The organism is Bradyrhizobium sp. C9 (genome assembly GCF_002532045.1).
Classification (GTDB): Bacteria; Pseudomonadota; Alphaproteobacteria; order Rhizobiales; family Xanthobacteraceae; genus Bradyrhizobium.
Genome location: NZ_NWTG01000004.1, coordinates 94,990 through 119,906, shown reverse-complemented (window position 1 = coordinate 119,906; position 24,917 = coordinate 94,990). Strand labels below are relative to the sequence as shown.

The following is a 24,917-nucleotide window of genomic DNA, read 5'->3' as shown; positions in this document are numbered from 1 at the left end:
GAAAGCCTGATGCAAGGCGCGGGAGCCGTTGACTCCGGCAATGCCGATCGCCCACGTTTGCGTGAAGGAAGCAGGGGGAGGCCGGGTGGACGAAAAGCGCAAGCATCCGCGAACCGAGGTCAATGAACCCGGCTATGTCTCGTCGGGCGGCTCGGTCATGCATTGCACGATCGTGAACATATCGCCGGAAGGGGCCGCCATCGAGGTCGAGAATCCGGCCTTCGTTCCGCATAGATTCCGCCTGGTGATGGCCCGTGACGCCTCGGTCGTCTATGACTGCCAGGTGATCTGGAGCAAAAAGACGCGGATTGGAGTGAGTTTCGTGACTGCCGCCTGAGCGCGGCAACCTCGTGGGGGTGCCATGACCGACCGTGCTGAGCTGGGGCGGGTCTGGCTGCTGGAACAGCAGGTGATACGCCGATGACTCCGGAACCCGCAACGATCTGCCTCGGCTGCTGGCAAAACCTGCATATGCCGATCCCGCTGCGCGGTCCGTTGTCGGCGCCGTTCCGCCTGTTCGGTGTCCGGCCGAGCCGCATGAACCCGAACACCTGCACGATCTGCGAGATGGCGTTCTCGAAGATCATGAAGGCGCGCGCCGTGACCATCGACGCCACCCTCCTGTTCGCCGATCTGCGCGGCTACACCACGCTGACGCAGACCATCGCGCCGGCCGGGCTGACCTCGCTGCTCGATGCATTCTACGACGACTGCGCCGCCGCGATCTGGCGCTATGACGGCATTCTCAACAAGACGATCGGCGATGCCGTGTTCGCGATCTTCAATTTTCCGGTGCGGCGGGACGATCATGCGGTGCAGGCCTTGCAGGCGGCGCGCGAGATCCAGCGCCGTTTCCAGGAAAGGCGCGACGCCCTGGCGCAGGCGATCGGCGCCGGCGACATCGAGCTCGGCATCGGGATTGGAATGGACAGCGGTGACACCAATTTCGGAGAGTTCGGCCAGACCCATCGCGACCTGACGGCGGTCGGCACGGTGGTCAATCGCGCGGCACGCGCGCAGGCGGCGGCGAAGTCCGGCGAGATCCTGGTCACGACGGCGGTCCGGGATCGAACGGGCGACATGATCACGGCCGCCGGGTCGGACTACACGCTGAAGGGCTTCGACCGGCCCGTCACGCTATTTCCGGCGTGAATTGACGCGACGCAAAAAGACGGCTCCAGCACGGAACACCGCGCCGAAGCCGTCGGGATGGTCGTTTGCCGATTACGAACGGCGCTTCAACGCGAGGCTGGCAACTTCGTTCCTGTCGTCAGCAGATTTTTTCGGGCCGGTTTCAGCGCCACATACCGCGCATCCGGGCGCCGATATCGATCGGCGGCGCGCGGCTGGCGGAGGAGGCCTGCGCGGTCGCGGCGCGCGGCCAGCCGGTTCGCTCGAACATCGGCAGCAGCCGTTCCGGGATGAACCGGGTGCGCGAGGCGTACATGTGCCGGTCGCCCTTGGCGGCCTGGCCGTGGACGAAAAAGCGCTGCGGCACCATCAGATGCAGATCGTCCTTGGCGCGGGTCATCGCGACATAGAGCAGGCGGCGCTCCTCCTCGAGCTCGGCCGAGGTGCCGGCGCCGAGATCGGAGGGCATGCAGCCGTCGACGACGTTGAGCACGTAGACGGATTTCCATTCCTGCCCCTTGGCGGAGTGGATGGTCGACAGGATCAGATAATCCTCATCGAGCAGCGGCACGCCGGCCTGGTCGCTGGTCGCGTCGGGTGGATCGAGCGTGAGTTCGGTAAGGAAGCGTTCGCGCGACGGATAGCCGGCGGCGATCTGCTCGAGCTGAATGAGGTCGGCGCGGCGGACCTCGCTGTCCTCGTGGATGCGATCGAGATGCGGCTCGTACCAGAGGCGCGCGCGTTCGATGTCGACCGGCCATTCCGAGTAGCGGAGGTTCTCGATCGCCTCGACGAACAGCCGCCAGTCGGCGCCGGCGCGGGGCGGGGCGGGCAGTGCGACCAGCGCTGCGATCGGATCGGCGGCTTCTGCCATGCGGTCGAGCACGCGCTGCGCCGAGGCCGGGCCGACGCCGGGCAACAGATGCAGGATGCGAAAGCCGGTGACCCGGTCGCGCGGATTGGCGGTGAAACGCAGCAGCGCCAGCATGTCCTTGACGTGCGCGGCGTCGAGGAATTTGAGGCCGCCGAATTTCACGAACGGAATGTTGCGGCGGGTCAGCTCGACCTCCAGCGGGCCGCTGTGCGAGGAGGTGCGGAACAGCACCGCCTGATGCTTCAACAGCGCGCCTTCCTCACGGTTGGCCAGCACCTGCTCGACGATGTAGCGGGCTTGATCGGCTTCGTCGCGGATCGTGACGAGCAGCGGCCTGCGGGTCGAGGTCCGGTCGGTCCAGAGGTTCTTGGTGAAGCGTTCCTTGGCGAGCGAGATCACGCCATTGGCGGCCGCCAGGATCGGCTGCGTCGAGCGATAGTTGCGGTCGAGCGTGACGATCTCGGCGGCCGGGCTGAACTGCGCCGGGAAGTCGAGGATGTTGCGCACGGTGGCGGCGCGGAACGAGTAGATCGACTGCGCGTCGTCGCCGACGACCGTGAGCCCGCGTCCCGCCGGCTTGAGCGCGAGCAGGATGGAGGATTGCAGGCGGTTGGTGTCCTGATACTCGTCGACCATCACATGGTCGAAGCGGCCGCCGATCTCCTCCGCGAGCGCCGTATCCGTCACCATCTGCGCCCAGTAGAGCAGGAGGTCGTCGTAATCGAGCACGTTCTGCCGCTGCTTGGCTTCGACATAGGCCGCGAACAATTGCTTCAACTCGTTGGCCCAGCCGGCGCACCACGGGAAGAACTGGCCCAGCACGGCCTCGATCGGCATCTCCGCGTTGACGCAGCGCGAATAGATCGCAAGGCAGGTGCCTTTGGTGGGAAACCGGCTTTCGGTGCGGGAGAACCCGAGATCGTGGCGGACCAGGTTCATCAAGTCGGCGGAGTCCTCACGGTCATGGATCGTGAAGGCCGGGTCGAGCGCGATGCGCTCGGCGAATTCGCGGAGCAGCCGCGCACCGATGCCGTGGAAGGTACCGGCCCAATTCAGCGCATCGGTCATGATCGAGGCGCGATCGCCGAGCACGCGCCGCGCGATGCGCTCGACGCGGCCCGTCATCTCGGCGGCGGCGCGTCGCGAAAAGGTCATCAACAGGATGCGGCGCGGATCGGCGCCCGCGACGATCAGATGCGCGACGCGATGGGCGAGCGTATTGGTCTTGCCGGAGCCTGCGCCCGCGATCACCAGCAACGGGGGGCCGACGATGCCATCCCTGCCGACCCCGTGCTCGACGGCGCGGCGCTGCTCGGAATTGAGCGCATCGAGATAGGCTGTGTTGGCAAGCTCAGGCACGAATCACCCCCACGAAACGCTAACAGACATTGCGATTCCGTGGAGCCGGCGCACCGGCGTGGGAGCAGAGAAATTAGATTGACATTAGCGCGCCGCGGAGCACAACCGCGCCATGGCTGACGTTTCCAAATCCGACACGCCGCTGAAGGCGACATTCAAGGTGCGACTGAACGGCGAGACGGTGACGCTCGCGACCGTCGGCCAGGCTTACCGCTTCATCAACAATCTCAGCGCCGTCGAATGGATGGAGTTCCGCTCACTGCATGACGACGCGCTGGTCGCGCTGGAGCGCGCGGCCGGTAACGCCATGCTGACGGTGCAAGCAACCTCCGCGCTGCGGATGCTGTTCGTCCGCGCCAAATTGCTTTGAAAAGAAATGGGCCGCCTTGGCCCTCCGAAGGCGGCCCGAGTGTGCGGCCGAAGCGCATTGCGCTCCCAGCCGTCGCGTGTACCGCCGTTACCTTGTTTGCGGCCATAACGATCGGGCCTTACGAAAGGCGCGCCGATTCGGCTGTAGCGGCAACATCACAATCAGCGGCCGACATCGTCGACGAGGCGGTCATACACAAGGGCAGAGCGCATGTTCATCGTTGCGATCCTCAGATAGCTGGGCTCGCGCATCGCGTTGTTGAACATCATGATCGCCGTCTTCCAGTAGCCGCGCTCGCGCTGATCGGCGCTCAGTGCTGACAGGTAGTCCGCCGCGTCGCCGACGGTTGCGAGTGTTCGCCCGTCCTTCAGCGTGATCGGGAACGCAAGCGGCGACCGCTTCTCCAGCTCCAGCACGAAAGGCTCCCCCCCCCAAAAGGCAAACAGCAATAACAGAACAGACCTGGCTGCGCCGCTATATCAAAGCCTTAAGGGAGTGTCTGGCTCGGTCGGGGTGGGCGGTTCAGAACGAATCCGCCAGCGCGATCTCCGCCCGGAGGGCATCGATGCGCCGCTCGGCTTCCTCCGACGTCAGGTCGCGCGCGTACTGGTTCGGCTGATAGGCTTCCTCGGCCAGGGTCCGCAACCGCAGTGCCTGGGCCCGCGACATCAGTCCGCCAAGCCGCTCCGCAACCCCGCCAAATCTCACCGCTGCCATGCTCATCGCTCACCTCACTTGCCGGATCGTGACTTGACAATATGTTCTATTTTTGTTCTAACAAACCATGGACAACAAGATCAATGAAATTCGTCGCAGGATCAGCACTTTGCGAGCTGAGATGACGCTGGTCGAGGCGTCGATCCGGGACCAGGTTAACCGCGATCTGGATTGCAGCGAAGCGTCCTACCGGCTGATGGCAATGCGCGCCGAAGTGGCCGAGCTCGTCGGCCACTGGAAGGCCGCCGGCGGCGGCGAGCGCCTCCCCACGGTTCGGGAGCGGCTGAGCCGAAGCTTCGCGGATCGGCCGGTCGCAACCGCCAAGCCGGCCGCCGTCAAATCGGACAAGGGCAAGGCCAAGCCGGGCCAGAGCAACGCGCGGACTTGATCGGTCCGAATCTGGTTTCGAAGCGGGAACCCTAGCCAAGGGTGGGCATTTTCTTGTGGTGAGAGCCAACACCATAGCATCGCCCAGCGCCATGATCGCCGATCCGACCGCGCCACCGCGGGCATCGATGAATGACGATCGCAGTCCGCTGCTGACGCTGATCTCCTGCATCAGCTGCATCAGGACGATGCGGCTTGAGAGCAGCTCTCCGGGCAGCGAGGGTAAGGACATCCTTCAATACCGCTGCGAACAATGCAGCCGGATCGAACGGGTGCAATTGGTGCGGCGAACCTGGCCCGCGGACCGCTGATCCTTCGAAATGTTTGGACGTCGTCAGGCATGTAGTTCCTGATGCGCCCGGCAGCCTTGTCCCTGTTCGGCGGCCCGCATGCCGGACACGCCGATCGGTTGCATTTGATCGTTATGCCCTCCCGATCCGAGCAGCCTATCCGGACCAAGCAAAGAGTTGCCATGCCGGTCGGAACTTTTGGTTCCATCGGCGATTAAGCTACTCGGTTTGCGTCACAAATTGCGGTTTTGGCGTTTTCCCGCTTGAATCAATCAAGGGCAGTCATTCTTATGGTCAGACTGGCTTCTCCGAGTCCCAGGATTCGTGGCCAGCGCGTAGGGGAAATTCCATGACCGATCTCGGTTCGCCGCCTCGTCCCCGTGCTGATACCCGCCGCACCCAATCATCGAACGGAAGCCTCGATTCCTCGCACGACCTGCTGCAATCGCTGCAGGCGATGCGCGGCGGCGACTTCTCGGTTCGGATGCGCGGCGACTATCTCGGTATCGACGGCAAGATCGCGGACGCCTTCAACGAAATCGCAGCCGCCAACGAGCGCATGGCGCAGCAATTGGCGCGCGTCGGACAGGTCGTCGGCCGCGAAGGACAGACCCGCCAACGCGTCAATTTCGGCCTCGCCAGCGGCGCCTGGGCCGATATGGAAAGCTCGGTCAATACCCTGATCGACGATTTGCTGTGGCCGACCCGCGAAGTCACCCGCGCGGTTGCCGCGGTGGCGCAGGGCGATCTGCTGCAGACCGTGCAACTCGACGTCGAGGGCAGGCCGCTGCGCGGCGAATTCCTGCAGTCGGCGAACATCGTCAACACGATGATCAAGCAGCTCTCGGTGTTCACCTCGGAGGTCACGCGCGTGGCCCGCGAAGTCGGCACCGAGGGCAAGCTCGGCGGCCAGGCCCAGGTGCCGGAAGTGACCGGCGTCTGGAAGGACCTGACCGAGAGCGTCAACTCGATGGCCAACAATTTGACCGGCCAGGTCCGCAACATCGCCGAGGTGACGATCGCGGTCGCCAACGGCGACCTGTCCAAGAAGATCACGGTCGACGTCCGCGGTGAGATCCTGCAGCTGAAGGAGGCCATCAACACGATGGTCGATCAGCTGCGTTCATTCGCCTCGGAAGTGACGCGCGTGGCGCGCGAGGTCGGCACCGACGGCAAGCTCGGCGGCCAGGCGATCGTGCCCGGCGTTGCCGGCACCTGGAAGGACCTCACCGACTCCGTGAACGCGATGTGCGGCAACCTGACCGCCCAGGTCCGCAACATCGCCAACGTGACCACGGCCGTGGCGCGCGGCGACCTGTCGCGCAAGATCACGGTCGACGTCAGCGGCGAGATTCTCGAGTTGAAGGACACCATCAACACGATGGTGGACCAGCTCAACTCGTTTGCGTCGGAAGTGACGCGCGTCGCGCGCGAGGTCGGTACCGAAGGCAAGCTCGGCGGCCAGGCCCAGGTGCCCGGCGTCGCCGGCACCTGGAAGGATCTCACCGACAACGTCAACTTCATGGCGTCGAACCTGACCGCGCAGGTCCGCAACATCGCCGACGTCGCGACCGCGATCGCCGGCGGCGACCTGTCGAAGAAGATCACGGTGAACGTGTCGGGCGAGATCCTTCAGCTGAAGGAAACCCTCAACACGATGGTCGACCAGCTCAACGCCTTCGCGTCGGAAGTGACGCGCGTCGCGCGCGAGGTCGGTACCGAAGGCAAGCTCGGCGGCCAGGCCAACGTGCTCGGCGTCGCCGGCACCTGGAAGGACCTCACCGAAAGCGTGAACTCGATGGCGTCGAACCTGACCGCCCAGGTCCGCAACATCGCAGCGGTCACGACCGCGGTCGCCAACGGCGACCTGTCGAAGAAGATCACGGTGGACGTGCGCGGTGAAATTCTCGAGCTGAAGGACACCATCAACACGATGGTCGACCAGCTCAACGCCTTCGCCGGCGAGGTGACGCGCGTGGCGCGCGAGGTCGGCACCGAAGGCAAGCTCGGCGGTCAGGCCATGGTGCGCGGCGTCGCCGGCACCTGGAAGGACCTGACCGACAGCGTCAACTCGATGGCCTCCAATCTCACGGGACAGGTGCGCAACATCGCGGAGGTCGCAACCGCGGTGGCGAAGGGCGACCTGTCGAAGAAGATCACGGTGAACGTGTCGGGTGAAATCCTTCAGCTGAAGGAAACGCTGAACACGATGGTCGACCAGCTCAACGCCTTCGCCGGCGAAGTGACGCGCGTGGCGCGCGAGGTCGGCACCGACGGCAAGCTCGGCGGCCAGGCCGAAGTCCCCGGTGTCGGCGGCACCTGGAAGGACCTGACCGACAGCGTCAACTCGATGGCCGGTAACCTCACGGCGCAGGTCCGCAACATCGCAGAGGTCGCGACCGCGATCGCCGGCGGCGACCTGTCGCGCAAGATCACGGTCGACGTCCGCGGCGAGATCCTTCAGTTGAAGGAAACGCTGAACACGATGGTCGACCAGCTCAACCGCTTCGCGGGCGAGGTGACGCGCGTGGCGCGCGAGGTCGGCACCGAGGGACGTCTGGCCGGCCAGGCCAACGTGCCCGGCGTTGCCGGCACCTGGAAGGATCTGACCGACAGCGTCAACTCGATGGCCGGTAACCTCACGGCGCAGGTCCGCAACATCGCCGAAGTGACGACCGCCGTGGCGCGCGGCGACCTGTCGCGCAAGATCACGGTCGACGTGAAGGGCGAAATCCTCGAACTGAAGAACACCATCAACACGATGGTCGACCAGCTCAACGGTTTCGCGGGTGAAGTGACGCGCGTGGCGCGCGAGGTCGGCACCGAAGGCAAGCTCGGCGGCCAGGCCGAAGTGCCCGGCGTCGCCGGCACCTGGAAGGATTTGACCGACAACGTCAACTTCATGGCCTCGAACCTGACCGCGCAGGTCCGCAACATCGCCGAGGTCGCGACCGCGATCGCCGGCGGCGATCTGTCGAAGAAGATCACGGTGGACGTGCGCGGCGAGATCCTGCTGCTCAAGGACACCCTGAACACGATGGTCGAGCAGCTGCGCTCGTTCGCCGCCGAAGTCACGCGCGTGGCGCGCGAGGTCGGCACCGAGGGGCGACTGGGCGGCCAGGCCGTGGTGCCCGGCGTCGGCGGCACCTGGAAGGACTTGACCGACAACGTCAACCTGCTGGCCGCCAACCTGACCACGCAGGTCCGCAACATCGCCGAAGTGACGACCGCCGTGGCGCGCGGCGACCTGTCGCGCAAGATCACCGTCGACGTGAAGGGCGAAATCCTCGAGCTGAAGAACACCATCAACACGATGGTGGACCAGCTCAATGCCTTCGCCGGCGAGGTGACGCGCGTGGCGCGCGAGGTCGGCACCGAGGGCAAGCTCGGTGGCCAGGCCGAGGTGCGCGGCGTCGCCGGCACCTGGAAGGACCTGACCGACACCGTCAACGTCATGGCGGCGAACCTGACCGAGCAGGTGCGCGGCATCGTCAAGGTGGTGACCGCGGTCGCGGACGGCGACCTCAAGCAGAACCTGACGGTGAAGTCGAAGGGCGAGGTTGCCGCGCTCGCCGACACCATCAACAACATGACCGAGACGCTTGCGACCTTTGCCGATCAGGTCACCAGCGTGGCGCGCGAAGTCGGCGTCGAAGGACGCTTGGGCGGCCAGGCCAACGTGCCCGGTGCGGCCGGCACCTGGAAGGATCTGACCGGCAACGTCAACCTGCTGGCCGCCAACCTGACGTCCCAGGTCCGCGCCATCGCGGAGGTGGCGACCGCCGTGACCAAGGGAGACCTGACGCGCTCGATTCAGGTCGACGTACGCGGCGAGGTCGCGGAGTTGAAGGACAACATCAACACCATGATCGGCAACCTCCGTCTCACCACGGAGCGCAACACCGAGCAGGACTGGCTGAAGACCAACCTCGCACGCTTCACCAACATGCTGCAGGGCCAGCGCGACCTTGCGACCGTCGGCCGCCTCCTGTTGACCGAGCTGGCGCCGCTGATCAACGCGCATATGGGCGTGATCTATCAGGTCGACAATCCGGAGAGCCCGCAACTGCGGCTGCTTGCTGCCTACGCCAACGACAGCAGCAACCCGCATTCGCAGATCGTCCAGCTCGGCGAGGGCTTGATCGGTCAATGCGCGCTCGACAAGCGCCAGCGTCTGGTCTCGGACATTCCGGGCGACGCAGTGCCGATCAATTCGGCGCTGATGCGGATCATGCCGAAGAACCTGGTCGTGTTTCCGGTGCTGTTCGAGAACCAGGTCAAGGCGGTGATCGAGTTGTCCTCGATCTCGTCGTTCACGACGTCGCAGATCACCTTCCTCGAACAGCTGACCGACAGCATTGGCATCGTGCTCAACAGTATCGAGGCGACGATGCAGACCGAGGCCTTCCTCAAGCAGTCGCAGACGCTCGCCGGCGAGCTTCAGACCCAGCAGAGGGAGCTGCAGCAGACCAACGACCAGCTCGAGCAGAAGGCCCAGCAGCTCGCCGAGCGCAACGTCGACGTCGAGCGCAAGAACCAGGAAATCGAGCAGGCCCGCCGCGCGCTGGAGGAAAAGGCGACCGAGCTTTCGCTGACCTCGAAGTACAAGTCCGAATTCCTCGCCAACATGTCGCACGAGCTGCGCACGCCGCTGAACTCGATCCTGATCCTGGGCCAGCAGCTGACCGAGAATCCGGACGGCAACCTGACCGGCAAGCAGGTCGAGTTCGCCCGCACCATTCATGGCGCCGGCACCGACCTGCTGAACCTGATCAGCGACATCCTCGATCTCTCCAAGATCGAGTCCGGCACGGTGACGGTCGACGCCGAGGAAATCCTCACATCGAGCCTGCTCGAGACCGTCGGGCGGCCGTTCCGGCACGAGGCGGAGAACCGGCACCTCTCTTTCAGCATCGACGTCGACGGCAACCTTGCGCGCAGCATGGTGACCGACTCCAAGCGGCTGCAGCAGGTGCTGAAGAACCTGCTGTCGAATGCGTTCAAGTTCACCGCGGACGGCGGCGTCAGCCTGACCGTGTCGGCCGCGGTCGGCGGCTGGAGCGCCGAGCACCCGATCCTGAACGCCGCGCCGGCCGTCGTTGCATTCGAAGTGTCCGATACCGGCATCGGCATTCCCCAGGACAAGCAGAAGCTGATCTTCGAGGCGTTCCAGCAGGCCGACGCCGGCACCAGCCGCAAATATGGCGGCACCGGCCTTGGCCTTGCCATCAGCCGCGAGCTGGCCGGCCTGCTCGGCGGCGAGATCCATCTGCGCAGCGCGCCGGGCAAGGGGTCGACCTTCACGCTCTATCTGCCGCTGAAATATGCCGGACCGTCGGCGGCCTTGCGCCCGCAGGCACTGGCGATGCCGCACACGGCAGCGCCGTCGCTGCAGTCGTCCAGCGTGCAAGAGCGCGTGATCGAGCAGCTGCCGGACGACCGGCTCGATCTCGAACCCGGCGACACGATCCTCTTGATCGTCGAGGACGACCCGCATTACGCGCGGGTGCTGATCGATCTGGCGCGTGACAAGGGCTTCAAGGTGCTGGTCGCAAGCCGCGGCGCCGAGGCGCTTGATCTCGCCAAGCAGTTCCAGCCGAGCGCGGTTTCGCTCGACGTGTTCCTGCCCGACATGCTGGGTTGGACGGTGCTGAGCCAGCTCAAGCACAATCCGCTGACCCGTCACATTCCGGTCCAGATCATCACGCTCGACGAGGACCGGCAACATGCGCTGGCGCGCGGCGCGTTCTCCTTCGTCAACAAGCCGACCACGACCGAGGGCGTCAGCGCGGCGCTGTCGCAGATCAAGGAGTACGCCAGACCGCGTCGCAAACGCCTGCTGATCGTGGAGGACAATGCAGCGGAGCAGCTCAGCATCACCGAGTTGCTCGGCCACGAGGATATCGAGATCGTGACCAGCGGAACCGGGGCAGGGGCGCTCTCAACGTTGCGCGAGCATCCGTGCGACTGTGTCGTGCTCGACCTGCGGCTGCCCGACATGAGCGGCTTCGAGGTGCTGGATCAGATCCGCAAGGACGAGACGCTCTCCAATATTCCGGTTGTGGTATTTACGGGGCGGGAACTTTCGGCCGAGGAGGACGCGGAACTGCACACGATGGCGCGCAGCATCGTCGTCAAGGGCGTGGAGTCGCCGGAACGTCTGCTCGACGAAACGTCACTGTTCCTGCACCGTGTGATCACGGAATTGCCCGTCGAAAAACAGAGGATGCTGGAGAAGCTCAATAGTTCCGATGAGGATCTTATTGGCAAGACGGCGCTCCTGGTCGACGACGACGCCCGCAACATCTTCGCGCTGTCGAGCGTGCTTGAGCGGCGAGGTATGAAGGTGTTGACTGCGACAACCGGTCACGAGGCGATCTCGCTGGTCGAGTCCAATCCGAAGATCGCGATCGTGCTGATGGACATCATGATGCCGCAGATGGACGGTTACCAGACCATCGGCGCCATCCGGCTCAATCCGGCCTTTGCGCGGCTGCCGATCATTGCACTGACCGCGAAGGCGATGAAAGGCGATCGCGAGAAATGCCTGGAGGCAGGCGCATCCGACTATCTGGCGAAACCCGTGAATACCGAGCAACTGCTGCTGGCGATCCGCATGTGGCTGCACCGCTGATCGGCGATCGAATATGATGGACCATGAAAAGGTAAACATCCTTCTGGTCGATGACCAGCCGGCCAAGCTGCTGGCTTATGAGGTCATCCTGAAAGAGCTCGGCGAGACGTTGGTTGCCGCTTCGTCGGGCCGCGAGGCACTCGAGTTCCTGCTCAAGAACGAAGTCGCGGTCATCCTGGTCGACGTCTGCATGCCCGAGCTCGACGGCTTCGAACTCGCAGCAATGATCCGCGAACATCCGCGTTTTCAAAAGACCGCGATGATCTTCATCTCGGCAATCCAGGTCAGCGATATCGACCGGCTGCGCGGCTATGAGATGGGTGCGGTCGATTACGTGCCGGTGCCGGTCGTGCCGGAAGTGTTGCGCGCAAAGATCCGCGTGTTCGCCGAGCTGTACCGCAAGACGCGGCAACTCGAACGCCTCAATGCCGAACTGGAAGACCGGGTGCGCGCGCGCACCGCCGAGCTCGAGCAGTCGACCACCCGGCTGGTCGAGAGCGAAGCACGTCGCAGCATGGCGATTGCCGCAGGCAAGATGGGCTCGTGGGATTGGGATTGGGTCAACGGGGACTGGATGTGGGACGAAGGGCAATACAAGATCTTCGGCGTCGATCCGAAATCCTTCGCACTGACCTCCGACAATATCCGGGCGCTGTTTCATCCCGACGATGTCGAACAACTCCGGCAGGGCTGGACCGGCTTCGGCAACGGCCACACCTCCTATGAGGCCGAATTCCGCGTCGTGCGGCCGGACGGCGAGATCCGCTGGTGCGTCGGCACGGCTGCGGCGACCAGCGACCGGAGCGGCAGGGTAGTGCGGGTCAGCGGCGTCACCGTCGACATCACCGATCGCAAGAAGGCCGAGGAACGGCAGAGCCTCCTGACCCGCGAGGTCGACCATCGCGCCAAGAACGCGCTCGCGCTGGCGCAGTCGATCGTGCGCCTGACGCGCGCGCACAACGTGACCGCCTATGTGCGGGCGGTCGAGGGCCGCATCACGGCGCTGGCGCGGGTTCACACCGTGCTGTCGCTGTCGAGCTGGCAGGGCGCCGAGATCCGGCGGCTGGTGACCGAGGAGATTGCGCCTTATTCCGAGGCCGGGCAGATTCAGATCGCCGGCGGAGAGGTGCAGCTGCAGCCCGCGACCGCGCAGACGCTGGCACTGGCGCTGCACGAGCTCGTCACCAACTCGGCCAAATATGGCAGCCTGTCGGTGTTGCCGGGCCGGCTCGCGATCACCTGGGAAGTGGCGGACGACACACTGATCCTGGCCTGGGTGGAATCCGGCGGGCCTCCGGTGACCAAGCCCAAGCAGAAAGGCTTCGGCACACGAAGTGTCATCGCCAGCATCGAGACTCAACTCGGCGGACGGGCCGACTTCGATTGGCGTACCGAGGGCCTGATCTGCCGGCTCACGGTTCCTCTCAAGCCGCTTGTTGGAGATACGCCGGCGTTCCGCGACCCGACGACGGCCGAGCGCAAGCCCATGGTCCGTTCCAGGGCCGTGTAGTGCATCCTGCGGAGCAGCTCACCTGCTGATGTGACAGCGCCTCCCGATGGACATTGATGCAGACGACATTGTGAACGCAGCCTGCGCGCGAACTGCGCTATGAGCTGCGCGTCTGACCGGGACCTCGCGCGAGGAGCAAATGCGTAAGACAAATCTTGCCGGCGCCTGCATTTCCGTCGTCATCTTCGCAGCGACCGGCATCGCGCGGTCGGGCGCTGAACCTGTGCTGAAAGGCGCGGAGGCATTCGGCGACTGGCAGCGCGACAGACCCGGCACGGTGCGCCTGATCACGCCGCAGGACCTGCCCAAGCCGGGCGCAACGGCCTCCAGCAGCAATTCGTCCCGCGTCGTATCGCGCCCCGCATCGGCGGTGCCGCAGGTGCCGGCGGGCTTCAGGGTCGAGTTGTTTGCGAGCGGGCTGAGCGGTCCGCGCATTATCCGGACCGCGCCCAACGGCGACGTCTTCGTCGTGGAAACCGGCTCCGGCCGTATCCGTGTCCTGCGCAGCGCCGACGGCGGCACCAGGCCGGCGACCAATGAGGTCTACGCATCCGGACTGAACCGGCCGTTCGGCATCGCGTTCTTTCCAAACGGCGACAATCCGCAATGGCTCTACGTCGCCAACACCGACAGCGTCGTGCGCTTTGCCTACCGCAACGGCGATCTCAAGGCGTCGGGAAAGCCTGAGAGCATCGTCGCAAACCTTCCGCACGGCTACGGCCACTCGACGCGCGACATCGTGTTCACGCCGGACGGCAAACGGATGCTGGTGTCGGTCGGCTCCGCCGGCAACGCAGGCGAGGGCCTTGGCCGGCCGCCGGAAGGTATCGAGAGCTGGAGCCGCGACCACGCGCTTGGCGCGGCCTGGGGATCGGAAACCGACCGAGCGGCCGTGCTGGCCTTCGATCCCGACGGCAAGAACCAGAAACTGTTCGCCACCGGTATCCGCAACTGCGTCGGACTTGCGATCCAGCCCGGAAGCGGCACGCCCTGGTGCTCGACCAACGAGCGCGACGGCCGCGGCGACAATCTCGTGCCCGACTATGTGACGCGTATCCGCGAGGGCGCGTTCTACGGCTGGCCCTGGTACTATATCGGCGCCAACGAAGACCCCGCGCATGCCGGCGCGCGACCCGATCTCAAGGACAAGGTGACTACTCCCGACGTGCTGTTGCAGGCGCACTCGGCCTCGCTCGGCCTGACCTTCTACACCGGCAGCAGTTTTCCGGCCGAATATCGCGGCGATGCGTTCGCTGCCGAACACGGCTCGTGGAATCGCGCGAAGCGCACCGGCTACAAGGTCATTCGCATCAGGTTGAAGGACGGCGTGCCGACCGGCGAGTACGAGGATTTCGTCACCGGCTTCGTCATCGCCGACAACGAGGTCTGGGGCCGTCCGGTGGGTGTGACCGTGGCGCGGGACGGCGCGCTGCTGGTCTCCGAGGACGGCAACGGCACGATCTGGCGCGTCAGCCACGACTAGCCGTTCAGTTGGCGGCTGCTAGCCCAGCCCGTCCTTGAGGCCGTATTCCTCGTAGATGGTCAGGGGATCGGTATCGGGAAACAACCGGCACTTGGCTTGGGCAAGATGCAGCGTGACGGCGCCGGCCTCACATCTCGCGGTCAGGATCTTCCGGACGTCCTCCATATGCGCGCGCGGCTGGTGCTTCGAGGGCAACTGCTCGAGCGCGACCAGCGCGGTGGCCAGAGCTTCCGTGACCACCCATTCGTCGTGTCCGGTAATTCCCTTTCGCGGCATCACCACACCCTCCATCGCACCGGCTGCGACATTGTAGCGCGAGATGGGTGGGGGCTGTCATCAGCCAACATGGCCAGGGCGGCCAGGAACCGGCTGCCGCGGCCCTGCCACGATGCGCCGCAGGGAACCAGCGTGGCAGGGTGCGCGGGCAATGCTTACAACGATGGTTACATCCTCTCATTACCCGATCAGCCCGCCCGATGTTCGAACCCTATCTCTCGGCCTGGAGCCTCGTCCCCGACGGCGCGCCAATCGTGACGCACGCCGCACGGTTGCTGCCGGTGCGACAGCTCGGCGAACCGGCGATGCTCAAGCTCTCGCACGAGCCGGACGAACGCCTCGGCGCCATCGTCATGGAATGGTGGGATGGCGACGGTGCGGCGCGCGTCCTTGCGCGTGACGGCGAGGCGCTGCTGCTCGAACGGGCGATGGGTTCGGCTTCGCTCAGCGACATGGCGCGAACCGGCCGGGACGATGAGGCCTGCAGAATTCTCTGTGCAACAGCCGATCGGCTTCACGCCCGGCGGGCGAAACCGCGGCCGGACCTGACGCCACTGAAGGACTGGTTTCGCGAGCTGTGGCCGGCGGCGAGGGCGCATGGCGGCATCCTGAAGCGATCGGCGGACATCGCCGAAGCGCTGCTCGGCGACGTCAGCGAGATCGTGGTGCTACATGGCGATCTGCACCATGACAATGTACTCGACTTCGGCGCGCGCGGCTGGCTCGCGATCGATCCCAAGCACCTCGTCGGCGAGCGTGGCTTCGACTTCGCCAACATTTTCACCAATCCGGATCTTGCCGATCCGGCACGGCCGGTCGCGACCGAACCCGGACGTTTTACGCGGCGTCTCGACATCGTCGTGGAAGCAGCCAAGCTGGATCGCCGGCGCTTGCTGTCATGGATCGTCGCCTGGACCGGCTTGTCGGCAGCATGGTTCCTCGGCGATCACGATCCGCTCGCCGAAATCGACCTGCAGATCGCAAACCTTGCCGCAGCTGAGCTCGACCGGATGGCGTAGGGCGCGCAGCGACTATGCCGCCGCGGCGCTGGCTCCGCTCAGCGACACGCTCAAGATCCGCCACTTCGATATGTCAAAGAAATAGGCGGCCTTGATACGCGCGGACGCGGGATCCGGCGCTTGAATCGCCGTGTGGAATTTCCGCTCCCCATCGCTCAGCGAAATCCGGAATGTCTGCATTGATCGAACCTCCACGCGCGGATGCTGCGGCAAGGAGGGTTAAGATCCGGTTGCTGACGGCGGTCCTGCGTGGCGCACGCGCGTCTCACGCGCTGCCGTTCTCATGCGAAGCCTGCGGCAGTCGCACCATCGTGTCTTCTGCGCCGACGACGCGTCCGTCCTGCGCTCTCAGCTCGAGCCGGCGCACCGGCAGTCCGTTCTTTCGATCGACCAGCAGCACGTGCGCCTCGTCGGGCTCGAAGAAGAAATCCTCACCCCACTGCCGGAGCGCGACAAGGAGCGGGAACAGCCCGCGTCCCTTTTCGGTCAGCACATATTCCTGATACGCGCTGCCGTCCGCCGCAGGCACGGTCTCCATGATTCCGTGCGCCAGCAGATTGCGGAGCCGGGCGGAGAGGATGTTCTTGGCAAGCCCGAGGCTCTTCTGAAATTCGCCGAACCGGCGCAGCCCATCGAATGCATCGCGGACGATCAACAGCGACCACCAGTCGCCGATCGCATCCAGCGGCCGGGCCACGCCGCACATCGAGTCCCTGTGGCTCACTCGCTTCGCCATCCGCTCCTCGTTCTGCGTCCTGAATCGGTGGCGCGGCCCCGAAAGGCCGCTCAAGTCGGACCTCGATATATCGGTTGCAAAGTAAAACCTCAAGGGTTACAGGATGGTTTCAAATTAAAACCATTCGAGGCCGCCATGATCCAACCCGACGCCACCTTCGACGGCACCTTTCCGTTCACACCGCATTTCAGCACGGCGCCGGGTTTCCGGATGCACTATCTCGACGAAGGTCCGCGGGACGGCGAGGTGGTGCTCTGCCTCCATGGTGAACCGACCTGGGGCTATCTGTTTCGCCATCTGGTGCCGGTCCTGCGCGCGACGCACCGCGTGGTCGTTCCGGATCACATGGGGTTCGGCAAGAGTGCGACGCCGGCCGAGCGCAGCTATTGGCTGCAGGACCATGTCGACAATCTCGAAGCGCTGGTTCGCGCGCTCGACCTCGCCGACATCACGCTGGTGATGCATGACTTCGGCGGTCCCGTCGGCATGGGGTTTGCGGCGAGGCATCCGGATCGCATCCGCCGCATCATCTCGGCCAACGGGCCGACGCCGTTCGGGCAGAGCGATCTGTTCGAGCGCGTCACCGCCAATGCGCTGGCTTCGCCGTGGTTTCAATGGATCGCAAAGGCCGAAGCCAACGGTGAGCTCGAGCCGGTACTCGGCCAGCTCGGCTTCAACATCCTGAGCACGCTCAAGCTCAACGGCTTCGAGAACAACGCCGTCATCACCGACGCCTGGCTCGCCGCCTACGGCGCCCCCTTCGCACGTCCGGCCGACTGCCGCGGTGCGATCGGATGGGCTAGGGGCTTTGCGACCGGCGCGCACAGGTTCGACGCGCCGGATCACGCCGCCGACCGCGCGATCCGCAGCAAGCCTGCACTCGCCATCTGGGGCGAAGCAGACCGCACGCTGCACGCAGAGCATTTGCTACCGCTGTTTTCCGCGATCTTCCCGGCCGCGCCGGTCAGGCGTCTTGCCGGCGTCGGGCACTATTGCTTTGAGGATGCCCCGGAGGAAATCGGCAGCCTGATCGCGGAGTTCATCCGGCAGACCTGACCGCGTGCCCGATCGCATGCGAGGGGCAGGGCAACAACAGCGCTGCTCGCAACAAACGAGCACGACGATCACATCGCCAAACTGCGATCGGCGTGCGGCTCGTTCAGCTCGCGCCAGCGATAATGACGAGGTTGTTGATGACAGGCGTTGAGCAGAACGCCACGACGAGGGCAATCCTGGAGAGGCTTTGGCTGCGCCAAAGCAACGCGATGACGAGGTACGTCAAACCCAATTTCGGGATCAGCCACCAGGCACCGAACCAGGTCTGGGCCATCTCCATGAACGGGTTTGCCTCGTTGAACCCGAGCTCCAAAATCCTGTTGGTGGTCGCGAGGTCCGCGCATCCAAGGAGCAGCACGGAGAACAGCAGCAGTGCCTTGACCCAATTCATTTCAGCCTCTTGGTGCCGGGCGCCAGCCCGGCAATGCTCCTAATCATTGGGCTGATTCGTTAATTGTCGGTTCCGGCAGGAGATTCAACCGCGGCACCCACATGAGCGCTCGGCCATTTGGCATGGCCGCGGCTCCGGTCACCCCTTGCATTTGCTCTAGACGACACCAACGACCCTGATCGTCGCTGGCTCGGCTCGCGCAAATCGTCTCCTCGCGTAGCCGATCAGCGGAGACTCGATCGTGCGCCACGTGATCTCCGCCAAGAGGCAGACGACCGGAAGTGCAAGGCAACCGGCAAGCGGACGGCCGAAGTCAAAGAACACATCGTAGACGAGCATATGGAAGAGGTAGAGCGAATAGCATCGGCGTCCCGGCCATACGAACGGACGCAGCAGTTCTGTGCGTTCCATGTTGGCGCCCAGCCAGACGATCGCGCAACATGCCGACGCCGCGATGGAGAGAAAGCCGAAGGGTTCAACCATGACAGCATACGCCACGTCGCAAAGCGCCGGCACGCAGGCCAGCATCAACCACACGATGCGGGAGCGGCAGTAGCCGCGCATGAAGCAGGCGAGCAGGACGCCGCCGAACAGTTCATCGAGGCGGCCGGGCAGCAGAAACTGCCAGGAATGATCCGGCAGATAGGCGTGAAACAGCCAGCGCCAGACCGGCGCCAGCAGCACGCCTGCCCAAATGGTGCGGATCAGCCATCGGCGTGGCAGCCAGTAAATCAGGATCGGCAGGATGAGGTAGAACTGCTCTTCGATGGCCAGCGTCCAGGTGACGAAGGTCAGGTCGGACTGCGGATAGCCGAACTCCAGCCACGGGATGGCCTGGATGAAGAACAGGTAGTAGCCCCAGTGATCCGGCGGCAACAGCGCCAGCAGCAACCAATAGAGCGGCAGGATCCGAAACGCTCTCCGCCCATAGAAGGACGAGAAATAGCCGGGCTGTTCGCGGCTATCCAGCAGGATGCCGCCGATCAGAAAGCCGCTGAGGACGAAGAACAGGTCAACGCCCAGCATGCCGTATTTGAAGCCGAAATAGTGCCGGGCGATGACCAGCGAAATCGCCAGCCCCCTGAGCGCGTCAAGCGGTTCGGAACGGTCGGACTGATCTTTGCGTTCCGTGCTCATCGATCGCCGATGGCTGCAGTGTCCATCTTGCCCCGCCTTCAGGAGGAGCGGGAAAACTCCCGCACCCGACAGCGCAGGGCAACCCGGGACTCTACGGAGCCTTCCGGTCCTTGCTGAACGGCAAGGTCTGGCTTGGGCGATCGTGCCCGTCGGGTGTGAATTGGCGGAAGGGGTGGGATTCGAACCCACGGTACCCTTGCGGGCACGCCGGTTTTCAAGACCGGTGCCTTAAACCACTCGGCCACCCTTCCGGATCATTCGGATCAGGCCCTTAGCGTAGGGCGACGCCGAACGCAACGCGAACTTGGCGAGAACGTCGGTGCCACGCAGGCCGCTTGCTCGCTGCACCGGCAGCGAACCGACTGAATTTGAGCGCGAGGACAAGTTGGCCTTCAGCCGATGCTATGGAGCCGAGACCAGAGCAATTGGCTGCGGGTCATCGTCGCAGGCACCACCGTTGACCGCGACCACTGCCGTTGGCCATCATGATGGCCATGAAGCGCGTCCTCTTCCTTTGCACCGGCAACTACTACCGCAGTCGCTACGCAGAGGAGCTGTTCAATCATCTTGCGCGCGGCGAAAACCTGTCGTGGCGCGCCTCATCGCGAGGCGCCGCCGAACGGGGATCGCCCGACAATGTCGGCGCCATGTCGGTGTTTGCCGATGACCGCCTTCGCGCCAACGGCATCGTTCCGGAGGGCGCAGCGCGCTATCCGCAGCCATGTTCATTGGCTGACTTCGACGGCGTGGACCTGGTGATCGCGCTCAAGGAGGCCGAGCATCGTCCGCTCATCGAACGGCGGTTCCCCGAGGTCGCCGGCAGGGTGACCTACTGGCATGTGCACGATATCGACGTTGCCCATCCCGCCGTTGCGCTGCCGATGATCGACGATCTCGTCCGCGAACTGGTTTCATCGCTCAGGTAGTCGGTTCGCGCTTCAGGAAGATCGCCAGCGCGTATTCCGCCGGGCGTGCGAGCCGGCCGCTGATCCGTTCGAGGTCATCGACGGCGACGATCTCGAGGCGGCCTTCGGTGACCTTCAACCGGTCGATCGGCACCTCCCGCGCGAGGAACACCTCGCCGTGAAGGGTGCCGCCTCGCGTCGAATGGTCCGGCCCGAAATAACGACCGATCAGCTCAAAACGCTCGGGCGGCAGGTAATAGCCAATCTCCTCGTGGATCTCGCGCACCACGCATTCCAGGAAGGTTTCGCTGCCCTCCCGCCGTCCGCCAAACAGGCTGATCTTGCCGGGATCGGAAACGTGGGGAAGGTCGTCGCGCAATTGCATCAGCAGCCGGCCATCCGTGCTCACCAGCAGTGCAGACGTTCCCTCTCTGACCGAGCCTGTCATTCGCGAATCCTCTCGCTGGGACGGTGGAGGGTGCGTCAGGACTGGGGTTGGGAGAAGACGGCGGATCTGCCTTGCAGATCCTATCGGCCGAGCACCTGCCTGGTCGGTATCGCCAGCACCCAAACACTGAAGCCGGGGTTCGAGCGGCGAGGGGAGGCAGGTTAGCCAAGGTCTTTCGCAAGGGCGCTGACGGCGCCCAGGACGTCATGTGTTCAACCGAAAGCGAAAGCCAGCAGGCTGGAGCACAGCAGCACGAGGCTTGCTGCGGTCAGGGTTAGAAATCCGTCGGAGACCAAATCGTGACTACGCATGATACACCTGCCTTCAACCGATGCTCATCCGAATTGATTAAAGCTTTCCGAACTTCTCTCCTGGAAAGAGGTGACGCGTCTTTCCGCCTTCAACGGACTGTCAGGCCCGGTACCGATAGCCTTCCACGGCATGCGCCAAGAAGATCGCCGCACTCACCAGGCCCATCACCGCTGTAACCGTCTCGATCATCGCAACTTCCTTTGCGCCCCACGTCCGAGAGAAAACGATTGCAGCCTTGCACAGTCAAAAAGATTCAATTGTTGGAATTGAAGAAGCCCCCGACTGATGATTTGCTGCAACAGTGTGTCTGATAGCGGGACAGGCGAGGGCGTTCTGCGCGCATGGAGGTCCGTAGAAGGACGGAGGAAGCGCAACAGACCATTCACCAAGGTGCCACCGCCGGACGGCTCACCCCATTTCCGCCGTGTTCCGGTTGCGATATCTTCACCATCCGGTGCGGAGGTGGGCCGCACAGTGACAGAATCGATCCCGACGCCTCGCAGTAGGCGCGGGTCCGGGCAGAGTGGTACTTGGGGCAGATGGGGATTAGACGGCCAGATTCGATGATCCGGACGGCTCGCGGCGCCGTTGCGGTGGCCTCGTGCCTTGTGCTTGCCAATTGCGCCTCCTCGAACCAGCTCACCAGCCGGATCGATCCCAAATATGGCGTCTCCTCCAGCCCACGCGTCGTGGCGCTCGGTGACCCCGTGCCGAAGGGCGGCGGCACCTACCGCATCGGCAAGCCCTATGTCGTCGCCGGCCGCACCTATGTGCCGGAGGAGAACGAGAACTATCGCGCCGAGGGCATGGCATCCTGGTACGGCGATGATTTCCACGGCCGCCTAACCGCCAATGGCGAGGTGTTCGACATGGGCTCGCTGACGGCCGCCCATCCGACCCTGCCGATGCCGAGCTACGCGCGCGTCACCAATCTGAGCAACGGGAAGTCGCTGGTGGTGCGCGTCAATGATCGCGGACCGTACCACGGCAATCGCCTCATAGACGTCTCGAACAAAGCCGCCGAACTGCTTGATTTCAAAGGAAATGGCGTCGCGCGCGTCCGCGTCGAATATGTCGGGCGGGCGCCGCTCGAAGGCTCCGACGACCGCCAGCTGATGGCGACCCTGCGCACCGGAACGCCGGCGCCGTCCCCGTCGATGGTCCGGGTCGCCTCCGCGCGGCCTTTCGTGCCGGAGATGTCGTCCTCGTCGGGCCGCGTCCGCGGCGACGTTCCGTTGCCGGAGGGGCGGCCCTACAGCCTCGGCAACACCCAGGCCGACTATGCCTCGGCCAACGCCACCTCGGAAATGTCGGCCTCGAGCCGGTCGCACCGCCGCGTACCGAACAATCCGCGCGAAGTCTCCTACGAGGGTGACGCGCGCTACGCCGCGGCCCCGAGCCCGGCCACGGCCTATGTGCCGATCGACGCCCGTGGACCGGCCGAGGTGCTGAGCGGGCGCGGGCTCTACTGAGTCAAGCCACTTACTGAAATCAAGCGGTGGCGAATCAAGCTTTTGGCCTGATCATTTCAGAAATGCGATCAGCGCCGCGTTGACCTCGTCCGGGCGCTCCTGCTGGATCCAGTGGCCGGCGCCCTCGATGATCAGCTTCTGCCGCAGGTTCGGCAGCACGCGCTCCATGTCCGCGACGCGCTTCGCGCCGATCAGCCCGGTAATCACCGAATCGTTCGAGCCGGCGATGAACAGCGACGGCTGATGGATCTGCGCATCCTGCCAGGGCGCGGTCAGCTCCCAGTTGCGATCGAGGTTGCGGTACCAGTTCAGGCCGCCGCGGAAGCCGGACTGCCGATAACCTTCGGCGAATTCGGCGATGTCGGCCTCGGTGAGCCAGGCCGGCAGCGGCATTCCGGTCGGCAGCTTGCCGAGGAAGCCCTTGGCTTCGTCGACGAACATCGAGCTCGGATCGGAGACGCCGCGCCCGAGCACCAGCCGCATGGTATGGGCGATATCGTGCTCGAACTCGGCCTCCGCCACGCCTGATGGCTGGAAGTATTGCCAATAGAAATTGGTGATACCGCTCTCGCGCAGGGTTTGCAGCGGACGGCCGCGGCCGCGGAACGGCGGCGGCACGCTGAGCCCCGCGACCTTGGTGAAGATGTCAGGGCGGAACAGGGCCGCGTGCCAGGCAACCGGCGCGCCCCAATCGTGACCGACAACCATTGCCTTCTGTTCGCCGAGCGCGGCGACCAGTGCGACCATGTCGCCGACGGTATCGAAGATCGTGTAGGCGCCGACATCCGCCGGTGCGGTGGTCCGGCCGAAGCCGCGCATGTCGGGGGCTGCGACCCGAAAGCCTGCCGCGGCGAGTGCTGCGATCTGGTGCCGCCATGAGTAGGACAGTTCCGGCCAGCCATGGCAGAGCACGACCAGTGGGCCTTGCCCGGCCTCGCGCACGAACATGTCGATGCCGTTGGCGGAAATGGTGCGGGAGGATGACATTCGCGTTTCCGCCTTGTTTGCCGGTTCTGCTGTCGTTAGCTGGTTCCAAAGATACGGGCGTTCAGCGCAGCGGGCAATCCGGCCGACCGTGCACAAGCGGCGAAACCTCAGTTGTTTGCGATACTTCCAGCTGTTAGAACGCAGTCTTTCAGGACATCGCCGATGGCAGCCCAGACCGCAATTCCCCGCACGTTGTTCGCTCGCGCCGGGCGTGGCTGGCGTGGCGTGGTCGCGGCCGCCGTCGCGCTGGCGATCGGCTGCGGCGGGGTGGTCTATGCCGCCAACAACAGCGTCCAGGGCGCGAAGAAGGAAGAGGGCGGATTCGACGGCGATGCGCCGACCGCGATCCTGGTCGAGGCCTCCTCGGGCAGCGTGCTGTTCGAGAAGAACGCCGATGAGCTGCGCGCGCCCTCCAGCATGATGAAGCTGATGACGGCCGAGGTGGTGTTCGACGCCATCAAGAAGGGCGATATCAAGCTGACCGACGAGTACCGCATCAGCGAGAACGCCTGGCGGCGGGGCGGGGCGCCGTCCGGAACCTCCACGATGTTCGCGGCGATCAACAGCAAGGTCTCGGTCGACGACCTCCTGCACGGCGCCATCATCCCGAGCGGCAACGACGCCTGCATCGCGCTCGCCGAAGGCATTGCCGGTAACGAGCATACGTTTGCAACCGACTTCATGACCAAGCGCGCCCGCGAGCTCGGCATGACGAAGTCGACCTTCGGCAATTCCAACGGGCTGCCCGACCCGACCAACAAGATGACGGTACGGGAACTCGCGATCCTGGCGCGCCACATCATCCAGGCCTATCCCGACAGGTACAAGCTGTTCGGCGAGAAGGAATTCACCTGGAACAAGATCCGCCAGCAGAACCGCAATCCGCTGCTGAACGCTTTACCCGGCGCCGACGGGTTGAAGACCGGCTACACCAAGGAAGGCGGCTACGGCATGGTCGGCTCGGCCGTGCAGAACGACACGCGGCTGATCGTCGTGGTCAACGGCCTCGAGGATTCCGAAGACCGCGCCACCGAAGCCAAGAAGATGCTTGAATGGGGGTTCCGCAGCTTTGAGACCCGGGTCCTGATCGCGGCCAATCAGCCGGTCGGCTACGCCCGGGTATTCGGCGGCGAGAGCCGTTCGGTCAAGCTGGTCAGCCCCGATCCGATCAAGGTGATGGTGTCGAAGAACGGCAACGACAAGCTGCTCGCGCGCGTCATCTATAGCGGACCAGTCAAGGCGCCGATCACCGCCGGCCAGCAGATCGGCGTCGTCCGGGTCTGGCGCGGCGGCAATGTCGCGATGGAGACGCCGGTGTTCGCGGCGGATGCCGTCGGTACGGGATCGACGATGCGCCGCGCCCTCGACGGCGCCCAGGAGCTTGTGATCGGAATGTTCCGCGCAGGGGTCGAGAAGCTCTGAC

At 64.6% G+C, this 24,917-nt stretch carries 23 protein-coding genes and 1 tRNA gene; 13 read left to right on the top strand and 11 right to left on the bottom strand.

Going from position 1 to position 24,917, the window contains the following annotated elements:
* The first annotated feature begins 40 nt into the window (after window positions 1-40).
* Window positions 41-337, top strand: a complete 297-nt coding sequence (locus CO675_RS10890; protein WP_245452720.1) for a PilZ domain-containing protein — start codon at window positions 41-43, stop codon at window positions 335-337.
* 83 nt (window positions 338-420) lie between these two features.
* Window positions 421-1,152 (top strand): adenylate/guanylate cyclase domain-containing protein, encoded by a 732-nt coding sequence (locus CO675_RS10885; protein ID WP_097671933.1) that lies wholly within the window; start codon window positions 421-423, stop codon window positions 1,150-1,152.
* 142 nt (window positions 1,153-1,294) lie between these two features.
* Here CO675_RS10885 and CO675_RS10880 read toward each other — a convergent pair whose 3' ends face one another.
* Window positions 1,295-3,364 (bottom strand): ATP-dependent helicase, encoded by a 2,070-nt coding sequence (locus CO675_RS10880; RefSeq protein WP_097671932.1) that lies wholly within the window; start codon window positions 3,362-3,364, stop codon window positions 1,295-1,297.
* A 112-nt stretch (window positions 3,365-3,476) separates the two neighbouring features.
* Here CO675_RS10880 and CO675_RS10875 point away from each other — a divergent pair, with 112 nt between their 5' ends.
* Window positions 3,477-3,734, top strand: coding sequence for a hypothetical protein (locus CO675_RS10875; protein ID WP_097671931.1), 258 nt, complete (start codon window positions 3,477-3,479; stop codon window positions 3,732-3,734).
* Window positions 3,735-3,895: 161 nt separating this feature from the next.
* On the opposite strand, the gene CO675_RS10870 is transcribed toward CO675_RS10875, so the two are convergent.
* Together CO675_RS10870 and CO675_RS10865 are read right to left on the bottom strand one after the other, a co-directional pair.
* Window positions 3,896-4,150 (bottom strand): hypothetical protein, encoded by a 255-nt coding sequence (locus tag CO675_RS10870; protein ID WP_097671930.1) that lies wholly within the window; start codon window positions 4,148-4,150, stop codon window positions 3,896-3,898.
* Between the two features lie 106 nt (window positions 4,151-4,256).
* Entirely contained in the window at window positions 4,257-4,457 is a 201-nt protein-coding gene (locus CO675_RS10865) for a DUF3072 domain-containing protein (protein ID WP_229166414.1), read from the bottom strand.
* Window positions 4,458-4,518: 61 nt separating this feature from the next.
* Between CO675_RS10865 and CO675_RS10860 the strand changes: the two genes are divergently transcribed.
* The 5 genes from CO675_RS10860 (at window position 4,519) to CO675_RS10840 (ending at window position 14,755) form a co-directional block, all read left to right on the top strand.
* Window positions 4,519-4,839 (top strand): hypothetical protein, encoded by a 321-nt coding sequence (locus CO675_RS10860; protein WP_097671929.1) that lies wholly within the window; start codon window positions 4,519-4,521, stop codon window positions 4,837-4,839.
* Window positions 4,840-4,930: 91 nt separating this feature from the next.
* Window positions 4,931-5,149 (top strand): hypothetical protein, encoded by a 219-nt coding sequence (locus CO675_RS10855; protein ID WP_097671928.1) that lies wholly within the window; start codon window positions 4,931-4,933, stop codon window positions 5,147-5,149.
* Between the two features lie 328 nt (window positions 5,150-5,477).
* A complete protein-coding gene (locus tag CO675_RS10850) occupies window positions 5,478-11,762 on the top strand; it encodes a HAMP domain-containing protein (protein WP_502693374.1) in 6,285 nt (2,094 codons plus the stop codon).
* A 16-nt stretch (window positions 11,763-11,778) separates the two neighbouring features.
* Entirely contained in the window at window positions 11,779-13,272 is a 1,494-nt protein-coding gene (locus CO675_RS10845) for a sensor histidine kinase (protein WP_097672276.1), read from the top strand.
* 139 nt (window positions 13,273-13,411) lie between these two features.
* Window positions 13,412-14,755 carry a PQQ-dependent sugar dehydrogenase gene (locus tag CO675_RS10840; protein ID WP_097671927.1) on the top strand — a complete coding sequence of 448 codons (1,344 nt, stop codon included), beginning with the start codon at window positions 13,412-13,414 and terminating at the stop codon, window positions 14,753-14,755.
* Window positions 14,756-14,773: 18 nt separating this feature from the next.
* Here the strand turns inward: CO675_RS10840 and CO675_RS10835 are convergent, their stop codons facing one another.
* A complete protein-coding gene (locus tag CO675_RS10835) occupies window positions 14,774-15,031 on the bottom strand; it encodes a hypothetical protein (protein ID WP_028340659.1) in 258 nt (85 codons plus the stop codon).
* Window positions 15,032-15,231: 200 nt separating this feature from the next.
* Between CO675_RS10835 and CO675_RS10830 the strand changes: the two genes are divergently transcribed.
* Window positions 15,232-16,050 carry an aminoglycoside phosphotransferase family protein gene (locus tag CO675_RS10830; RefSeq protein WP_097671925.1) on the top strand — a complete coding sequence of 273 codons (819 nt, stop codon included), beginning with the start codon at window positions 15,232-15,234 and terminating at the stop codon, window positions 16,048-16,050.
* A 12-nt stretch (window positions 16,051-16,062) separates the two neighbouring features.
* On the opposite strand, the gene CO675_RS40915 is transcribed toward CO675_RS10830, so the two are convergent.
* Both CO675_RS40915 and CO675_RS10825 read right to left on the bottom strand, forming a co-directional pair.
* Window positions 16,063-16,230 (bottom strand): hypothetical protein, encoded by a 168-nt coding sequence (locus tag CO675_RS40915; protein ID WP_176531327.1) that lies wholly within the window; start codon window positions 16,228-16,230, stop codon window positions 16,063-16,065.
* Between the two features lie 85 nt (window positions 16,231-16,315).
* Complete coding sequence (locus tag CO675_RS10825; protein ID WP_097671924.1) at window positions 16,316-16,786, bottom strand: winged helix-turn-helix transcriptional regulator; 471 nt, start codon at window positions 16,784-16,786, stop codon at window positions 16,316-16,318.
* A gap of 135 nt (window positions 16,787-16,921) precedes the next feature.
* Here CO675_RS10825 and CO675_RS10820 point away from each other — a divergent pair, with 135 nt between their 5' ends.
* Window positions 16,922-17,842, top strand: coding sequence for an alpha/beta fold hydrolase (locus CO675_RS10820; protein ID WP_097671923.1), 921 nt, complete (start codon window positions 16,922-16,924; stop codon window positions 17,840-17,842).
* 103 nt (window positions 17,843-17,945) lie between these two features.
* Here the strand turns inward: CO675_RS10820 and CO675_RS10815 are convergent, their stop codons facing one another.
* From CO675_RS10815 to CO675_RS10805, 3 genes are all read right to left on the bottom strand, one after another.
* Window positions 17,946-18,233, bottom strand: coding sequence for a DUF5658 family protein (locus CO675_RS10815; protein ID WP_245452719.1), 288 nt, complete (start codon window positions 18,231-18,233; stop codon window positions 17,946-17,948).
* Between the two features lie 156 nt (window positions 18,234-18,389).
* Window positions 18,390-19,370: an acyltransferase family protein gene (locus tag CO675_RS10810; RefSeq protein ID WP_097671922.1), complete on the bottom strand. Its 981-nt coding sequence runs from the start codon at window positions 19,368-19,370 to the stop codon at window positions 18,390-18,392.
* 161 nt (window positions 19,371-19,531) lie between these two features.
* Window positions 19,532-19,621, bottom strand: a tRNA-Ser gene (locus CO675_RS10805).
* Window positions 19,622-19,858: 237 nt separating this feature from the next.
* Between CO675_RS10805 and CO675_RS10800 the strand changes: the two genes are divergently transcribed.
* Window positions 19,859-20,296, top strand: a complete 438-nt coding sequence (locus CO675_RS10800) for an arsenate-mycothiol transferase ArsC (RefSeq protein WP_245452718.1) — start codon at window positions 19,859-19,861, stop codon at window positions 20,294-20,296.
* Here the strand turns inward: CO675_RS10800 and CO675_RS10795 are convergent.
* Window positions 20,289-20,723: an NUDIX domain-containing protein gene (locus CO675_RS10795; RefSeq protein WP_097671921.1), complete on the bottom strand. Its 435-nt coding sequence runs from the start codon at window positions 20,721-20,723 to the stop codon at window positions 20,289-20,291. The genes CO675_RS10800 and CO675_RS10795 overlap by 8 nt on opposite strands.
* A gap of 851 nt (window positions 20,724-21,574) precedes the next feature.
* Between CO675_RS10795 and CO675_RS10790 the strand changes: the two genes are divergently transcribed.
* Window positions 21,575-22,507 carry a septal ring lytic transglycosylase RlpA family protein gene (locus CO675_RS10790; protein ID WP_097671920.1) on the top strand — a complete coding sequence of 311 codons (933 nt, stop codon included), beginning with the start codon at window positions 21,575-21,577 and terminating at the stop codon, window positions 22,505-22,507.
* A 51-nt stretch (window positions 22,508-22,558) separates the two neighbouring features.
* Here the strand turns inward: CO675_RS10790 and CO675_RS10785 are convergent, their stop codons facing one another.
* Window positions 22,559-23,494: an alpha/beta fold hydrolase gene (locus tag CO675_RS10785; protein WP_097671919.1), complete on the bottom strand. Its 936-nt coding sequence runs from the start codon at window positions 23,492-23,494 to the stop codon at window positions 22,559-22,561.
* Window positions 23,495-23,656: 162 nt separating this feature from the next.
* Here CO675_RS10785 and CO675_RS10780 point away from each other — a divergent pair, with 162 nt between their 5' ends.
* The gene (locus CO675_RS10780; protein WP_097671918.1) at window positions 23,657-24,916 is read left to right on the top strand and encodes a D-alanyl-D-alanine carboxypeptidase family protein; all 1,260 of its coding nucleotides are present in this window, start codon (window positions 23,657-23,659) and stop codon (window positions 24,914-24,916) included.
* Window position 24,917 lies beyond the last annotated feature (1 nt).

Excerpts from the sequence above, each read along its gene's own strand:
- CO675_RS10890 (WP_245452720.1), top strand. The coding sequence starts at position 41 with ATGCCGATCGCCCACGTTTGCGTGAAGGAAGCAGGGGGAGGCCGGGTG.
- CO675_RS10885 (WP_097671933.1), top strand. The coding sequence starts at position 421 with ATGACTCCGGAACCCGCAACGATCTGCCTCGGCTGCTGGCAAAACCTG.
- CO675_RS10875 (WP_097671931.1), top strand. The coding sequence starts at position 3,477 with ATGGCTGACGTTTCCAAATCCGACACGCCGCTGAAGGCGACATTCAAG.
- CO675_RS10865 (WP_229166414.1), bottom strand. The coding sequence starts at position 4,457 with ATGAGCATGGCAGCGGTGAGATTTGGCGGGGTTGCGGAGCGGCTTGGC.
- CO675_RS10860 (WP_097671929.1), top strand. The coding sequence starts at position 4,519 with ATGGACAACAAGATCAATGAAATTCGTCGCAGGATCAGCACTTTGCGA.
- CO675_RS10855 (WP_097671928.1), top strand. The coding sequence starts at position 4,931 with ATGATCGCCGATCCGACCGCGCCACCGCGGGCATCGATGAATGACGAT.
- CO675_RS10850 (WP_502693374.1), top strand. The coding sequence starts at position 5,478 with ATGACCGATCTCGGTTCGCCGCCTCGTCCCCGTGCTGATACCCGCCGC.
- CO675_RS10845 (WP_097672276.1), top strand. The coding sequence starts at position 11,779 with ATGGACCATGAAAAGGTAAACATCCTTCTGGTCGATGACCAGCCGGCC.
- CO675_RS10840 (WP_097671927.1), top strand. The coding sequence starts at position 13,412 with ATGCGTAAGACAAATCTTGCCGGCGCCTGCATTTCCGTCGTCATCTTC.
- CO675_RS10835 (WP_028340659.1), bottom strand. The coding sequence starts at position 15,031 with ATGCCGCGAAAGGGAATTACCGGACACGACGAATGGGTGGTCACGGAA.
- CO675_RS10830 (WP_097671925.1), top strand. The coding sequence starts at position 15,232 with ATGTTCGAACCCTATCTCTCGGCCTGGAGCCTCGTCCCCGACGGCGCG.
- CO675_RS40915 (WP_176531327.1), bottom strand. The coding sequence starts at position 16,230 with ATGCAGACATTCCGGATTTCGCTGAGCGATGGGGAGCGGAAATTCCAC.
- CO675_RS10825 (WP_097671924.1), bottom strand. The coding sequence starts at position 16,786 with ATGGCGAAGCGAGTGAGCCACAGGGACTCGATGTGCGGCGTGGCCCGG.
- CO675_RS10820 (WP_097671923.1), top strand. The coding sequence starts at position 16,922 with ATGATCCAACCCGACGCCACCTTCGACGGCACCTTTCCGTTCACACCG.
- CO675_RS10815 (WP_245452719.1), bottom strand. The coding sequence starts at position 18,233 with ATGAATTGGGTCAAGGCACTGCTGCTGTTCTCCGTGCTGCTCCTTGGA.
- CO675_RS10810 (WP_097671922.1), bottom strand. The coding sequence starts at position 19,370 with ATGAGCACGGAACGCAAAGATCAGTCCGACCGTTCCGAACCGCTTGAC.
- CO675_RS10800 (WP_245452718.1), top strand. The coding sequence starts at position 19,859 with ATGGCCATGAAGCGCGTCCTCTTCCTTTGCACCGGCAACTACTACCGC.
- CO675_RS10795 (WP_097671921.1), bottom strand. The coding sequence starts at position 20,723 with ATGACAGGCTCGGTCAGAGAGGGAACGTCTGCACTGCTGGTGAGCACG.
- CO675_RS10790 (WP_097671920.1), top strand. The coding sequence starts at position 21,575 with ATGGGGATTAGACGGCCAGATTCGATGATCCGGACGGCTCGCGGCGCC.
- CO675_RS10785 (WP_097671919.1), bottom strand. The coding sequence starts at position 23,494 with ATGTCATCCTCCCGCACCATTTCCGCCAACGGCATCGACATGTTCGTG.
- CO675_RS10780 (WP_097671918.1), top strand. The coding sequence starts at position 23,657 with ATGGCAGCCCAGACCGCAATTCCCCGCACGTTGTTCGCTCGCGCCGGG.